We start from the raw sequence: 11,550 nt of genomic DNA, 5'->3' as shown, positions 1-11,550 counted from the left end.
AGACCAATATAGGTAAGCTTAGGAGGACATTTTAAAATGGCTCAAACCGGACATTACTAAATTGCTCTAACATCCTAAGTGCGTATTATGTACGTGGGGGTAAAGGAACGAGCCCCCATTTAGTCGGGGCCGTTTTCCTCTAACACTCTAATAACTCTCTCATTTTTCTGTTTGTTAGGCAGAAGGCCAAACACCACATTCTGATCCGTTTCGCCTAACATATCACCGATCTCGAATGCGACGTCCCAATCCATGCCAGAGATGCCTCTTCGCCAGTTGTAGAGCCGTTTGTCACTTACTTTGAGTTTTCTTGCTAATTGATACTCTGAAGGTAGGTGATACTTGGCTTTTACTCTATCTAAAAGTGCATTTGTATAGTTAATAGCGTGCATATGATTTCCCGTCCTTTGAACCGATTAAAAGATAGAACCCTCCGAATTACCATCCCTGACAGGCATTTCCAGTAGGTAAAAATTCGGATAGGGTGAACTTGATCGGGGTAGATATACGCTAGAAGGACGTATGAAAAATCATGAACCAGACGTGGATGAAACACTAAATGCTGCAGAGCAAGCCGTCAAAAATGGCAAGCTGAGATCGAGTGTCAGATTGTTGATTGTTTCACTCAGACAGATCTTAGAACGCCAAAAATTGGCGGTCAAAAATCGTAGCAAGGGAGCTTAATAGGCTTTGATTTGTTATGAACCAACTTTGCCCAAAGAAAACCTCTCAACGTAAACGAAGTGCCCGTCCTCTAGCGGCGCTGAATCGTGGCCGTTGGATTAAACTGCTTGATAACCCATCTCAATACGATTACTTGTTGTCGCCATCTGGCAAGTCCACACAACGGCAGTATCTAACTGATGTCGCGCGCGTCATGGATTACCTTGTCAGCGAACTCGAATTTAGAACCAGTAAAGTCGGCGTGGTGACCGCGAATGGTTTCTTATTGCGTACATGGGCGAATGTCGCGAAAGGAACCGGATTACCTGAATGGCGAGTTAAACAGTGCGTGAAGTATGCAAAAGATCGTGGGTGGATCACGTCGAAACAACCACGCGAAAACATTAATGGAGATTGGTACGGACTGGCGTCGATAAAGCGTATAACAGACAAGTATTTCCGCGATATTGGTTTGAACTTGGCGTACTTGAACGCAAAACAAGCCGCGACCAAGAACCTAAAGAAATTATCGGCCTTAACCGGCGTTCACCTTCGTTATTTACTCACACCCATCACTTTATTGCGTAAGTTTGCCCGTCGTGCGACTCAAACTAACGCAGTTACTTTCCCTTAAAGTACATAGGCCAAACTGCGCCTCGATCCGTCTAAACCCTCATATTTGACCTGTTTTCGCCAATATAGTCCTCATAATGACCGAGTTTGAGCCAGTGGATCTCGAGTTGTGGATAAGCACGTCAGTAACACATGTATGGCCGTCATAACTACTCCATGACGTTATCCCACAAGATCCCAACGCATAGTCTAAAGACTAGTGATCTATCTAAAGATAGATGTAAGGGAGAGTTACTGTTACCCCGTGAAACACGGGGATAACTTCGATAATGATGGCGCTCTACGTGCTCTCAAGCGAGCTGGAGCTTAACAGGTGCGATACCTTGGGCAGCATGGCGATAAACACGGTAAACGTTGAACAGCCACCAACTTTGAGTCGCTGCGCGACGGCTTAGCAGGAAAAGAAGGCGGGATTGAATTTGGATTTTGATAACCAAAACCTATTAGGTTTTATGATTTGATTGCTATAATCTATTAGTTAACGTCGAGGAGACAGGGACAACCAACGTCGTGAGACAGAGGAAAAAACAATGAATCACCACCAACAGACTTACCATCAATTGGTTAGGGAACTGGAGAGCGTGCAACAGACGCTCACTCAGTCGGTACCGGACTGGGACAGTATCCCAGCTTTGAAAAAGCCCATAGCCGCTATCCAAGCGGCGCAAGAAGCCAGTCATCATATCGCCACGTCGACCCAATTACTCAAAGCACTCATGGAGAACTTCCACCTTAGATTGTGTGAGTTGGAGGCGAACCATGGCCAGTAAGAATCCAATCAAAGGCTACATTGCGTGCCCAACACACGGGTGCGGTGAAGTGTGCACGATACATGCCGTTGGCGAGCACAAAATCCTCGAAGGAGGCGACCCGCCTAAAAACAAGCGCCGGCTCGGCCAGCTTTATACGATATGCCCACGTTGCAAAACCAATCAAAGTGCAGGTAAACCGTTTCAAGACTGGTTAACAAACCACATGGTTTCCAGTCCAGAAAAAGCCACTACTGGTTATACATCCAGTGGTGGTGGTAAGTCTAACCCAACGCCATCATCGAAAACCAACGAAACCAAGTCGTATAAGGCTTCTTGCGTGATTGAACCGTCAGAGAGCGTAACCACCGAAACCACAAACCTTCGGTTAGGTTGGTCATTATTGGCATTAATTGGAACGTGCTGCCTCTTGTGGATCGCGTTATCAACCAACAAAACATCAGGAGTCAGCCATGAGCACTGATACGCCAACCAATAATGATGACAACGTTTTGGATGAACGTGATCAACAAGCCTTAGAGGCGGTGAATACGTTGAGACAAGAACGAGAGCAAACGGAACAATCAGAAGATCCTCAAGAGCCCGAATCAATATCTGAAGGTATCAGCTTCGGTGAAGAAGACGCGCGCATGATGTTGTCGTATGGCTTGGGCGTGGTGGAAATGACCGTCGCCAGCGTCTTCGATGTGCCATTTGAAATTGAAACCCAAGCCGGTAACCAATGGCTAGATGCGGCATCGCCTATGCTCCAAAAATACGGTCCGGTAGGATTAAAATGGTTCGGGCAATATCAGGGTGAGTTCATCTTTGCGATGGCCTCAATGACCTTGATCGGCGGGTGTGCCAAACAAGTACGTCAATTGAAGCAAGCCCAAGTTGACGCAACCGAGCCGGAAACGCCACAGGAGGCTGATGGTGAAGCTGCCCAATCCAGTGAACAAGAATAACGCCCACAATGCCGAGCATGTTTGTTATATGGGGACGACGGGCAGTTGTAAAACCACGGCCATTCGCCGGCTTAACTTCATTGAGCGCCAGTCTCAAGTGGTAATGTTTGATCCCTACAGTGAGCATCTTGAGGCTCCACTTAAAGGTGGTCGCGTGCAAGCGTGTTACAGCTTTGACGAGTTCTATCATAAAGCGTGGTTTGCTCGTAAGAAAAAGGCCGCGTTTCGTTTGGCGTTGGTTGAACAAGATCGGACGCGAGAGAACCTTGAGCAGTTCGCTAATATGGTGTGGTCATTGGGTAATGGCCACCATCCTAAAAAGCTGCATTGCGTGATTGAAGAGTTAGCCAAGTTCACGCATTCACCGTCCAAACTCGATGGCATTGCTGGCGAGTTATGGACCGGTGGACGCGGATTTGGTTTGGTTATGCATGCGACGTTTCAACGCGGGCAAGAAGTACCAAAGACGGTGCTTGATGAATCCAAATATGTGTATGTTGGTGCGGTTAGTTCAAGGCGTAACGCCAAGTATATCTCTGAGTATTTCGACATTCCGATCGACGCCATTCTTTCGCTGCAGAGCTGCGTAGACCGTGAGCATTTAGGGCGTAAAAAGTTCGCCGATTACATCCTCAAATCCCCGGGTTTAGGGAAATGGCAGCAAGGTAAAATCTACCCAAACCGATAAAGGTAACCTAATAGATTAAACCCTTTACCTAACAGGCTTTAGGGACTGGTGATCCTGATATGAAAGAGCCACGTTAACAGCATCAATCATTCTAAAGGAACTCCCATGAGATTGAATGTGAAAAACGTGGCGATTGTCGCCGGAATTGCGGCGGTAACGACGGGTGCAATCGTCTTTGCCGTGAATAATAAAGTCGGTGGCCTAGACAAGTTACTCGGTCGTTCTGGCTGGTTCTAAAGGGGATCACGATGTCAGTCAAACCAATCAAACTCAATTCGATGGTTGGCGCGTCGTGGGGACAAAAAGGCACGTTGCCTATCCCTAATGGCCCGACATACCACGAACTTATTCTCGAAACCAACGCGAGCGCGGCGGATATGTTACGTATCGCTATTACGCTCAATGCAGAAGAGATCTATGTCCTGAGTGGCGAAGAGCTATTGATGCTAGAGCGTTATAAGCGACGTGATGCCATTGCGGGGCATTTTGTTATCCCGTTCAGTGACATTGTGGCGCGTACTAAAAACGGAGTGCGTTACACCGGTTTAGTCACAGAGCTTGGCGATAACATCCACCTCGATATTCAGTTCAAGAGCAAAGCGGCCAACGCGACGCCGTTGTCCATTCAAGTTCATGCATGGGTGAGTAATTCGCAAGCCATGCGAGTGTTGGTTCCAATGATCAAACGCGAAACCATGCCCGCTAATGCTCAAGGCGAGAACGAGTTCACCAACTTGGTGACGAGCCCACTTATCAGCATCAGGCGCATGCACTTTATGCACGACAACATCAGCAAACTCGAGATAGAGCGTGATTTTGTCAAAGAGTACGAAGCCAACACCTTTATTTCAGAGGCTAATGCCAAGCGTAATCAACGTACGCCACAAGACGGCTATTTTCATTTTGACCCAATTGTTCGCGGGTTCTCTATTGATGAGTTGTTTCCAACACAGCACAGCTCAAACCTTAAGTTTTCTGTCACGACAACGGATGTCCCTGGATCGATACCTATCTTAGTGGAATCGGTCAAAGTCACACGTCCTGAAGTGCTGCAAAGTGGTACGGGATAAGGAACGGCGATGAAAAGCTTCTTTGATGATCTCTTAGAGTTTGGGTCGGGTGCTTTGGATTCCGTGGGGGAAAACGCATCGTGGCTTTTTCCGAGTAATGACCAATCAACTAACCCAGATAAGACTCAACAACCGAATCATCCTGTCGTCGATGACAGAGGGAACGCCGTGACCACACCGCAGGGGCAGCGTCAGGCTGATCAAACCTTGCTGTATGTCGGTGGCGGAATTGGTTTGGTGGTGGTGCTGTTATTAGGCGTACTCGCATTTCGAAAATAGGGAGAAGGTCATGCCATTAGTGTTTTGGGTATTAGGCGGCGTAGGCGCGGGCAGTCTTATTGGGATCAGCGCGAGCAAAGGAATAACCAAAGTGCTGTTTGTGGTGCTCATCATTGCTTCATGGATTTGGTTTAAAGGAGGGCAATGATGCTCGGATCATTAACATCACTAACGGGTGGTGGCGGCTTGCAAGGAGGTATGGCAGGGCCTGCGACTTCTGGAACGTCAGGTAACACCACGAATAACAGTGGATTCGAAGGCGGGCACATCAGCATCGGTGAATCCAAAGGAATGCCGTGGTGGTTCATTGTGTTGATGGCGCTATTTGCGTTGTATGCGCTGTCGAAACGCTAGCCTACAACCCACGTCATGGTCGTCCGTTCGGCAACGGTTAAAACCGGTACTTAGAGACTACTACGAACAAGCACAAATTGAGGTAGCACAAGGCTTAGAGGCAACGTATCAAATAAGTGACACTGTCATGTTATTGCGTGGTGAGCAACTAAAAAACAACACCAAAGAGTTGGTTGTTGTGGGGTTGGCGGGAGAAATGGCCACCGGCACGTTGGCCGCCGTTGAGCATGCTAAACAGCATGGCTTTGATTCGGTACGAGCGCATTTTTATCGTGATGGTGCCGAGCGATTCATTGCAAGACGATTGAAATTACCGGTTCACGAAATTGAACGTCGCGGTGATGAACGGGTTTTACAAATAAGGTTAGCGGATATGGGTGGAAGAAGTTCTTCGAAAAGTCGTCAAAGCAACACCACAACGACCACGAATACCAGCAGCAGTGCTGCGGTGGGTCGCGATAATACAGGTGTGATGCTGTCGGGCGTCAGTGACTCGGACATCAATTTGACCATGACCGATCATGGTGCAATGGCCATTGCTGGACGAACTGCAGAAGAAGCGTTTGATTTTGGTACCCAAGCCTTGAGAGTCAATGAATCGGTAGTCGGAGATTCACTGAACATGGTCGATAACTCGCTACGCGTGGTCGACAACACCGTTGACGAAGCGTTTGGGTTTGGGGCTTCCGCGCTTGAAGAGCAATCCGAAGTGAGCCAATACGCGATTGATTCAATCAAGTCGATGGCAGGCCAACAAACGGAAACTACTAAAGCGGCGATAGCTTTGGCCGATGGTGCTAAATCTCGAGAGCAAACCGGTACCTCAGAATCGGACAATTCAATGTTGAAGAAACTGTCTCTCACAATGGGGATCATCGGCACCATTATCACGATAGGTGTTTTGATGGCAGGGCGTTCATCATGAAACAGACTCACACACTAAGACCTAATCAAACGTTGGCGTTTAACGCGGGTCAGTCCGGTAAGTACCTTATATTACGCGACACTACGCACTCGTTACTGCTGCAGGGCGATACCATGCGTCCAGTTGAGATCTTTGGTGGTGACACCGTTGATGTGTCAGCGCTGGATAAGCTCGAATTACACAATCACCAACCCGTTTCCGTGACCTTTGAATACCAAGTGTCGGATTTACTGATCATGACTAAGGCTCAGAAAATCAGCGTCAACAATGCGCTGTTAGTCAGTGAAATTGAAAAGCCAATAAACGTTAGAAAAGTGCTCGATCCGGTTAAGGTTAATGACATTGTAACTCCAATAAAAGTATCTGAAATACAAACACCTATTACGATTAGCCAGGTTCAAACACCGGTTAATGTCAATCGAGTGGCCGAGCCGGTTACCGTCGACCAAATCACACTGCCGTTGACCGTTGAACGTATTCAACAACCGGTGAATGTTGAGGTCGGAAATACATCACTAAACGTGCAAGCGACCATCACCAATAGTGAATTGAAAGTCACGTCGGATCCTGAGCGGGTGACGTTCGCCAAAATTGGCAATGGGACTCTGGCATTAACGGGGCGAACACAGACCATTCGCAGCAAAACCGCGAGAAGGCTCCTCATTTTACAAGCGGCTTCGACCAACAAAGCGTCGGTCATGGTGCAAGAGTTTTTGGAGTTACGCCCGGGCGGGCATTTGATGCTCAACACTAACCAAGCCGTGAGCTTGAAAGGCACCGCGAGCGACCGCCTTAAAGTAGGAGAAGCGCTATGATGTTGTCATTAACCAATCCTGAGCTTACGAGCGCTAATGATAGTTTGTTGAACGTGGAAGCAAAGCACGACAATCAGATGAAATTCATCTTCGGCTCAAATCGAAAGGCGACGTTCCCACTTTCAAAGCACGTCGAATTGCTCGATTTGACCCTTAGGCGCTTTAAGCAATCGCAAGCAACGCCGCACAACCAGAGCAGTAGTTCCTCTCGGATTTTGGCAAAACCTGGCATCGTCTATATCAGATTTCTCAGGGCCAACAACACGCAAGTGTCTTCGCGTCTCCTGTATCTGTATTTTGCTTCGAATTCCCTTTATGGCTATCCATTGTTTCTTATAAAACCGAAAGCCGCGGCCAAACTTGAAATTACCGTCTCCAACGTTGACGCCAGCATTACGTTGCATTCGAGACTCCTAGTGAAATCGGAGGACGAATGAGATGGATAGTGTTACTCGCCAGTGGCTTACTGGCTGGAGTGTATCTTATGAATAAGAAAACCATCGATGAGTCGGTCAGCAACTTTGTGTTGTCTGCTCGCAGTGAAGCTCGAATGCTCGGTGTACATGGTGATTTGAAGAAAGTGGTCCGTAGAGCATTACAGATCTCACCATACGATTTCGGTATCACCGAAGGACTTCGCACCGCCAAACGGCAATACAAGCTCTATCAACAAGGCTTGAGCCAGCTTGACGGCCACAAACGTCCAAGTCGTCATCAATCCGGCCATGCGATTGATTTCGTGGCTTACGATGAAAATAGCAAGGTGACATGGGACTTTAAGTATTATGAAGCCATCAGCAAAGCCTTTAAACAAGCGGCTAGGGAACTTGAAGTTTCGATCATTTGGGGAGGTGATTGGAAAAGCCTTAGAGATGGTCCACACGTTGAGTTGAATCGTTTGGTGTACCCATGATTGGCGCGTTATTGAATCTTGTGACCGGTGGCGTAGCGACGTATAAGCAGCTTAATCAAAACAAAGCTGAGGCGTTAAAGCGTAAAGATGAACTCGACAATGAGAAGCATCAGGCGAGGGTACGGCGATTACAAAATGGTGAAGAGCAGGCCAGTAGCCTTGATGACATCAGTATTCGAGATAGGGGATTTAAGGATGAATTTATCTTGTTAGTCGTCTTCGTACCACTCATCTTGTCCTTCATTCCCAATTACGCGCCTTATGTCGAACAAGGGTTCAATGCACTGCAGAACATCCCTAACCCTTATTGGTTTGTCGTCGGTGCCGTTGTAGTCGATACGCTAGGCATGCGTGCCATGGTTCGCTATCTCCTCGAGTTTTACGTAACGAGATGGAAGGGCAAGTAATGGAATTTTTCGACACACTGGTCATTGCGTTGATAACTGGCTGTGTCTCAAGCCTGGGCACGATTGCGGCTCTGAAAACGGACATCAATTGGATAAAGCGAGTGCAGCAAGACCAAGAGAAACGGATACGAAAACTGGAGATACCGAATGAAAGGACACAAGTGCAAAGGCCGCCGACCAAACGACCAACTTAAGAAAGGTTACACGCTCAAAAACGGGCACGTAGTGAGAGCGAACACTACACGAAAACGCTACAAGAAACGCTGATCATTCACACTAATCAAAAGAGCCACTTTCCTTATGAAAGTGGCTCTTTTTGTATCCTTACCATACGGAACTAGACCCTTAGCATCTGGTTTTACAGCTAATGATTTAAATCACTGTTATAGATAAGGTTAATAGGTATAATCCTTGTAATAAACCAGTCTAGATAGACAAACTCTATATTTAGATTCAGGATTTTCCGTCTAGTCGCTGTTATATACCAATTACCTTTACGGAGTTTAATTTATGTCATTAGATTTTTTTGATTCTACTGGTCAGCCATACGCGTACTGTGATGATGGAGATACCACCATTTTTACTTTTGGCGGTTCTCCTATCGCCTATATTGATGGGGATTCTATCTATGCATTTTCCGGTGCACACTTAGGTTTTTTTGAAGACGGTAACATTTGGGATCATCATGGCTGTGTTGTCTTGTTTACTCCAAGATCTACTGCCGGACCATTAAAGCCACTTCAGGCATTAAAGCCTCTAAAAGGCCTAAAATCTCTAAAACCATTAAAAGGATTAAAAACACTTAAACCTTTAAAGTCATTAAAATCAATCAATTGGTCTTCGGTAAGTCCACAAAAATTATTTGCAAATTAAGCCACATAAGTATTTGGAAATGATATTCAATGCTTGGCATTTTCGGTCAAGGTTGGGTTTGTGTTGCACATACTTAATTTGGATCTAGTAGTTACGGCAGATAAGTAAACGATAAGGACAATTGCAAGTGTATACATTAGAGGATTTACAAGCCGCTCAAACAGAGCTTGAACTTTGGGAAGAACGCTGGGAACGCTACGATGGCAATAACCCAAATAAGTACCAAGCTGATATCAAAAACGCTCGCAGTTTAGTGAGAAATATCACAGAGTCATTGAAAGGTATTGGTTTACTTGAAAGAAGCGAACAAGAAAATTTGGATGATCGATTGGATAAGGAGTTCCCAAATACTCAAAGTAAACAAATAGTTGAATTTGAGGGTAAGAAATACCAACGTCGTTTTTACCCTTTGCGTAAAAGCTGCAGCCGTAAGTCTGTTGTCGAGTGGGGTAAATCTTGGGACATGGTCGGCTAAACGAAGCGTTAAGTGCGTATAAAAACCAGATACTCACATTAAAAAAGATGGGCTTAAGTTCCCGTTATTGTATGTAATATTTAAACTATGTTAAGTGACCCAATATGGCTGCGAAGAAAGAGAAACCAAAAAATAGAACTGTTTACTATTTCCGCTGTGAATTTGCGAAAATCGATGGAGTAAAAGTTCAAAACACCCTTGAAGTGATGGCAAACATTGCATGGAAGAAATTGAATTCCACTCAAGAAAGAACGTTTTACATTGGTGAAGAACGTTCTGTTGTTGGGATGAAGTTGTCTAGTCGTAAAGCTAAGTTGAGACATGGCGATAAGGATTGTACTTTATTTTCTGTTGGGCTTTATGAGGAAGGAGCTTCCGCGAATACAATAAATAGACCGTCAAAAGTTAGTGCTGAGCTTGAAGTTAGTACATACGATGCACCTTTAGATCAAGAGTTTCTTGATGGGGAAGGATTCGTTTGTATTCTTGGTAATCACTTAATTATGAGTCCGGCAGCGACATTTCGAGCAAGCGCTATTAATGGCTTTTTAGAATTACTTTTAGATAAAGGAGGCTACGCGAAAGAATCCGGCGTTATGGATATTCAGCAGGTCGCTGATATTGATGCAGTAAAGACAATTGAAGATGAAGGTGTCAGCAATATTGTAGTAAATGCAGTGTCATATTTGTCTACTTTGGAGTACATTAAACGTATGACTCCGAAGGAAAAAACTTCAGGAAAGCTAAAGAAAATTACGCGTATGGTTACAAGTATGTTGGATGTATTGCGAGAGGATGATACAGATGCTGAAATCCTGGAGAAAGAAGGGCTTAATGCACGTATTGTAATCTCTCACGATGGCCGTTCGTCGGGTGATGATGCGGACATTGGCCAACAACATGCGAAGAGTACCGCAAAGTTACTAGCCTCGACAGACGTCGGCGGATATGTGATAACCACTAAAAATGGTACTAAACTAACTAATGAAGACACTGTGTTGAAACATACTGTGAAGGTGAAACGACATGGTAAGTCAGTTGATAGAGACAAGATGTGGCTACAGCTTGTCGAGTCACTAGAAAAATATGAACGCGAAGGTATCCTTGAACAATGAGCGATTGGAAAAAGTACAGAAGAAAATCGATCTACTTGCTACTGACTCTTGTTGGTAGTGGTGCTTTTTCTATACTTTTTCAACCACTATTAACGGATAAAGCGCTTGATGTCTTGGTTAATATCTACTCAATATTAGCTGGTTTCTTAGTTGGGGTTATTGCTCTTATTGGTGACCCAAGCTCTTTACCTACAGGTTCGTGGCGTGTGGCGGAAAGCTCCACTAAAAATACCTTTCGTAGGCTCAATAGCACTAAAAACTTACTTTATGTCTATCTCATAACACTGTTTGCGATATTCTCATATAAGCTTCTAGCAGTGCCTGCGACGATTGATGTAGTCAAAGGGCTCCCATGGGGAGCTGAAGTATTGCCTTTCCTTGTGGGCATCAAAGTTTTTGTTGAGCAATTTATATTGTTTTTATCATTTGTAGCTTTTTCATATTCGTTTACGCTTCCGAATAGCCTATTTAATATTCAGAAGAAACGTGTAGAGAAAGAGATTGATAACCGCAGAGAACAGGCAAATATCAAGTGATGTACTTGATATGAATTTGAGACTCGAAAGGTAGTGTTTTTAGATTCTAAACTTGTGAGATTAAAAGTGCTACAATAGTATCACTTT

At 45.3% G+C, this 11,550-nt stretch carries 22 protein-coding genes; 20 read left to right on the top strand and 2 right to left on the bottom strand.

Features of this window, described 5'->3' with window-relative positions:
• Positions 1-119: 119 nt before the first annotated feature.
• Positions 120-392, bottom strand: coding sequence for a hypothetical protein (locus tag OCV20_RS19260; protein WP_048613574.1), 273 nt, complete (start codon positions 390-392; stop codon positions 120-122).
• Between the two features lie 130 nt (positions 393-522).
• Between OCV20_RS19260 and OCV20_RS19255 the strand changes: the two genes are divergently transcribed.
• From OCV20_RS19255 to OCV20_RS19245, 3 genes are all read left to right on the top strand, one after another.
• Positions 523-684: a hypothetical protein gene (locus OCV20_RS19255; protein WP_193840767.1), complete on the top strand. Its 162-nt coding sequence runs from the start codon at positions 523-525 to the stop codon at positions 682-684.
• A gap of 16 nt (positions 685-700) precedes the next feature.
• A complete protein-coding gene (locus tag OCV20_RS19250; protein ID WP_086775892.1) occupies positions 701-1,297 on the top strand; it encodes a hypothetical protein in 597 nt (198 codons plus the stop codon).
• 529 nt (positions 1,298-1,826) lie between these two features.
• A complete protein-coding gene (locus OCV20_RS19245; RefSeq protein ID WP_048612119.1) occupies positions 1,827-2,066 on the top strand; it encodes a hypothetical protein in 240 nt (79 codons plus the stop codon).
• A 237-nt stretch (positions 2,067-2,303) separates the two neighbouring features.
• Here the strand turns inward: OCV20_RS19245 and OCV20_RS19240 are convergent, their stop codons facing one another.
• On the bottom strand, positions 2,304-2,501 hold the full coding sequence (locus OCV20_RS19240; protein WP_261881483.1) for a hypothetical protein: 198 nt from the start codon (positions 2,499-2,501) through the stop codon (positions 2,304-2,306).
• Between the two features lie 17 nt (positions 2,502-2,518).
• Between OCV20_RS19240 and OCV20_RS19235 the strand changes: the two genes are divergently transcribed.
• From OCV20_RS19235 to OCV20_RS19160, 17 genes are all read left to right on the top strand, one after another.
• The gene (locus OCV20_RS19235; protein WP_086775894.1) at positions 2,519-3,013 is read left to right on the top strand and encodes a hypothetical protein; all 495 of its coding nucleotides are present in this window, start codon (positions 2,519-2,521) and stop codon (positions 3,011-3,013) included.
• The gene (locus OCV20_RS19230; protein WP_241902312.1) at positions 2,982-3,701 is read left to right on the top strand and encodes a hypothetical protein; all 720 of its coding nucleotides are present in this window, start codon (positions 2,982-2,984) and stop codon (positions 3,699-3,701) included. Before OCV20_RS19235 ends, OCV20_RS19230 begins: the two co-directional genes overlap by 32 nt.
• 105 nt (positions 3,702-3,806) lie before the next feature.
• Positions 3,807-3,938: a hypothetical protein gene (locus OCV20_RS19225; protein ID WP_016787086.1), complete on the top strand. Its 132-nt coding sequence runs from the start codon at positions 3,807-3,809 to the stop codon at positions 3,936-3,938.
• Positions 3,939-3,949: 11 nt separating this feature from the next.
• Positions 3,950-4,771 (top strand): major capsid protein P2, encoded by an 822-nt coding sequence (locus OCV20_RS19220; RefSeq protein ID WP_048613583.1) that lies wholly within the window; start codon positions 3,950-3,952, stop codon positions 4,769-4,771.
• 9 nt (positions 4,772-4,780) lie between these two features.
• On the top strand, positions 4,781-5,050 hold the full coding sequence (locus OCV20_RS19215) for a hypothetical protein (RefSeq protein WP_086775895.1): 270 nt from the start codon (positions 4,781-4,783) through the stop codon (positions 5,048-5,050).
• Positions 5,051-5,060: 10 nt separating this feature from the next.
• Positions 5,061-5,198, top strand: coding sequence for a hypothetical protein (locus tag OCV20_RS19210; RefSeq protein WP_202910160.1), 138 nt, complete (start codon positions 5,061-5,063; stop codon positions 5,196-5,198).
• Entirely contained in the window at positions 5,198-5,404 is a 207-nt protein-coding gene (locus tag OCV20_RS19205) for a hypothetical protein (RefSeq protein ID WP_048613587.1), read from the top strand. Before OCV20_RS19210 ends, OCV20_RS19205 begins: the two co-directional genes overlap by 1 nt.
• A 127-nt stretch (positions 5,405-5,531) precedes the next feature.
• Positions 5,532-6,329 carry a hypothetical protein gene (locus OCV20_RS19200; protein ID WP_238382953.1) on the top strand — a complete coding sequence of 266 codons (798 nt, stop codon included), beginning with the start codon at positions 5,532-5,534 and terminating at the stop codon, positions 6,327-6,329.
• Positions 6,326-7,144 carry a hypothetical protein gene (locus tag OCV20_RS19195; RefSeq protein WP_086775897.1) on the top strand — a complete coding sequence of 273 codons (819 nt, stop codon included), beginning with the start codon at positions 6,326-6,328 and terminating at the stop codon, positions 7,142-7,144. The genes OCV20_RS19200 and OCV20_RS19195 overlap by 4 nt, the downstream gene beginning before the upstream one ends.
• Complete coding sequence (locus OCV20_RS19190; protein ID WP_086775898.1) at positions 7,141-7,581, top strand: hypothetical protein; 441 nt, start codon at positions 7,141-7,143, stop codon at positions 7,579-7,581. The genes OCV20_RS19195 and OCV20_RS19190 overlap by 4 nt, the downstream gene beginning before the upstream one ends.
• A 47-nt stretch (positions 7,582-7,628) precedes the next feature.
• Positions 7,629-8,057, top strand: coding sequence for a M15 family metallopeptidase (locus OCV20_RS19185; RefSeq protein WP_086775899.1), 429 nt, complete (start codon positions 7,629-7,631; stop codon positions 8,055-8,057).
• Positions 8,054-8,464: a hypothetical protein gene (locus OCV20_RS19180; protein WP_086775900.1), complete on the top strand. Its 411-nt coding sequence runs from the start codon at positions 8,054-8,056 to the stop codon at positions 8,462-8,464. The genes OCV20_RS19185 and OCV20_RS19180 overlap by 4 nt, the downstream gene beginning before the upstream one ends.
• Positions 8,464-8,658, top strand: coding sequence for a hypothetical protein (locus tag OCV20_RS25895; RefSeq protein ID WP_086775901.1), 195 nt, complete (start codon positions 8,464-8,466; stop codon positions 8,656-8,658). The genes OCV20_RS19180 and OCV20_RS25895 overlap by 1 nt, the downstream gene beginning before the upstream one ends.
• Before the next feature lie 316 nt (positions 8,659-8,974).
• Complete coding sequence (locus OCV20_RS19175) at positions 8,975-9,337, top strand: 4-fold beta flower protein (protein WP_086775902.1); 363 nt, start codon at positions 8,975-8,977, stop codon at positions 9,335-9,337.
• A 127-nt stretch (positions 9,338-9,464) separates the two neighbouring features.
• Positions 9,465-9,812, top strand: coding sequence for a hypothetical protein (locus tag OCV20_RS19170; RefSeq protein WP_086775903.1), 348 nt, complete (start codon positions 9,465-9,467; stop codon positions 9,810-9,812).
• 104 nt (positions 9,813-9,916) lie between these two features.
• Complete coding sequence (locus tag OCV20_RS19165) at positions 9,917-10,927, top strand: hypothetical protein (protein ID WP_086775904.1); 1,011 nt, start codon at positions 9,917-9,919, stop codon at positions 10,925-10,927.
• Positions 10,924-11,463 (top strand): hypothetical protein, encoded by a 540-nt coding sequence (locus OCV20_RS19160; protein WP_076652154.1) that lies wholly within the window; start codon positions 10,924-10,926, stop codon positions 11,461-11,463. The genes OCV20_RS19165 and OCV20_RS19160 overlap by 4 nt, the downstream gene beginning before the upstream one ends.
• The last annotated feature ends 87 nt before the right edge of the window (positions 11,464-11,550 follow it).

This window comes from Vibrio coralliirubri, from assembly GCF_024347375.1.
Classification (GTDB): Bacteria; Pseudomonadota; Gammaproteobacteria; order Enterobacterales; family Vibrionaceae; genus Vibrio; species Vibrio coralliirubri.
Note: the sequence above shows the minus strand (reverse complement) of the source record. Positions and strands in the feature narration are given on the sequence as shown.

What these genes read in the sequence shown, in the direction of transcription:
- OCV20_RS19260 (WP_048613574.1), bottom strand. Translation starts at nt 392, where the DNA reads ATGCACGCTATTAACTATACAAATGCACTTTTAGATAGAGTAAAAGCC.
- OCV20_RS19255 (WP_193840767.1), top strand. Translation starts at nt 523, where the DNA reads ATGAAAAATCATGAACCAGACGTGGATGAAACACTAAATGCTGCAGAG.
- OCV20_RS19250 (WP_086775892.1), top strand. Translation starts at nt 701, where the DNA reads ATGAACCAACTTTGCCCAAAGAAAACCTCTCAACGTAAACGAAGTGCC.
- OCV20_RS19245 (WP_048612119.1), top strand. Translation starts at nt 1,827, where the DNA reads ATGAATCACCACCAACAGACTTACCATCAATTGGTTAGGGAACTGGAG.
- OCV20_RS19235 (WP_086775894.1), top strand. Translation starts at nt 2,519, where the DNA reads ATGAGCACTGATACGCCAACCAATAATGATGACAACGTTTTGGATGAA.
- OCV20_RS19225 (WP_016787086.1), top strand. Translation starts at nt 3,807, where the DNA reads ATGAGATTGAATGTGAAAAACGTGGCGATTGTCGCCGGAATTGCGGCG.
- OCV20_RS19220 (WP_048613583.1), top strand. Translation starts at nt 3,950, where the DNA reads ATGTCAGTCAAACCAATCAAACTCAATTCGATGGTTGGCGCGTCGTGG.
- OCV20_RS19215 (WP_086775895.1), top strand. Translation starts at nt 4,781, where the DNA reads ATGAAAAGCTTCTTTGATGATCTCTTAGAGTTTGGGTCGGGTGCTTTG.
- OCV20_RS19210 (WP_202910160.1), top strand. Translation starts at nt 5,061, where the DNA reads ATGCCATTAGTGTTTTGGGTATTAGGCGGCGTAGGCGCGGGCAGTCTT.
- OCV20_RS19205 (WP_048613587.1), top strand. Translation starts at nt 5,198, where the DNA reads ATGCTCGGATCATTAACATCACTAACGGGTGGTGGCGGCTTGCAAGGA.
- OCV20_RS19200 (WP_238382953.1), top strand. Translation starts at nt 5,532, where the DNA reads ATGTTATTGCGTGGTGAGCAACTAAAAAACAACACCAAAGAGTTGGTT.
- OCV20_RS19195 (WP_086775897.1), top strand. Translation starts at nt 6,326, where the DNA reads ATGAAACAGACTCACACACTAAGACCTAATCAAACGTTGGCGTTTAAC.
- OCV20_RS19190 (WP_086775898.1), top strand. Translation starts at nt 7,141, where the DNA reads ATGATGTTGTCATTAACCAATCCTGAGCTTACGAGCGCTAATGATAGT.
- OCV20_RS19185 (WP_086775899.1), top strand. Translation starts at nt 7,629, where the DNA reads ATGAATAAGAAAACCATCGATGAGTCGGTCAGCAACTTTGTGTTGTCT.
- OCV20_RS19180 (WP_086775900.1), top strand. Translation starts at nt 8,054, where the DNA reads ATGATTGGCGCGTTATTGAATCTTGTGACCGGTGGCGTAGCGACGTAT.
- OCV20_RS25895 (WP_086775901.1), top strand. Translation starts at nt 8,464, where the DNA reads ATGGAATTTTTCGACACACTGGTCATTGCGTTGATAACTGGCTGTGTC.
- OCV20_RS19175 (WP_086775902.1), top strand. Translation starts at nt 8,975, where the DNA reads ATGTCATTAGATTTTTTTGATTCTACTGGTCAGCCATACGCGTACTGT.
- OCV20_RS19165 (WP_086775904.1), top strand. Translation starts at nt 9,917, where the DNA reads ATGGCTGCGAAGAAAGAGAAACCAAAAAATAGAACTGTTTACTATTTC.
- OCV20_RS19160 (WP_076652154.1), top strand. Translation starts at nt 10,924, where the DNA reads ATGAGCGATTGGAAAAAGTACAGAAGAAAATCGATCTACTTGCTACTG.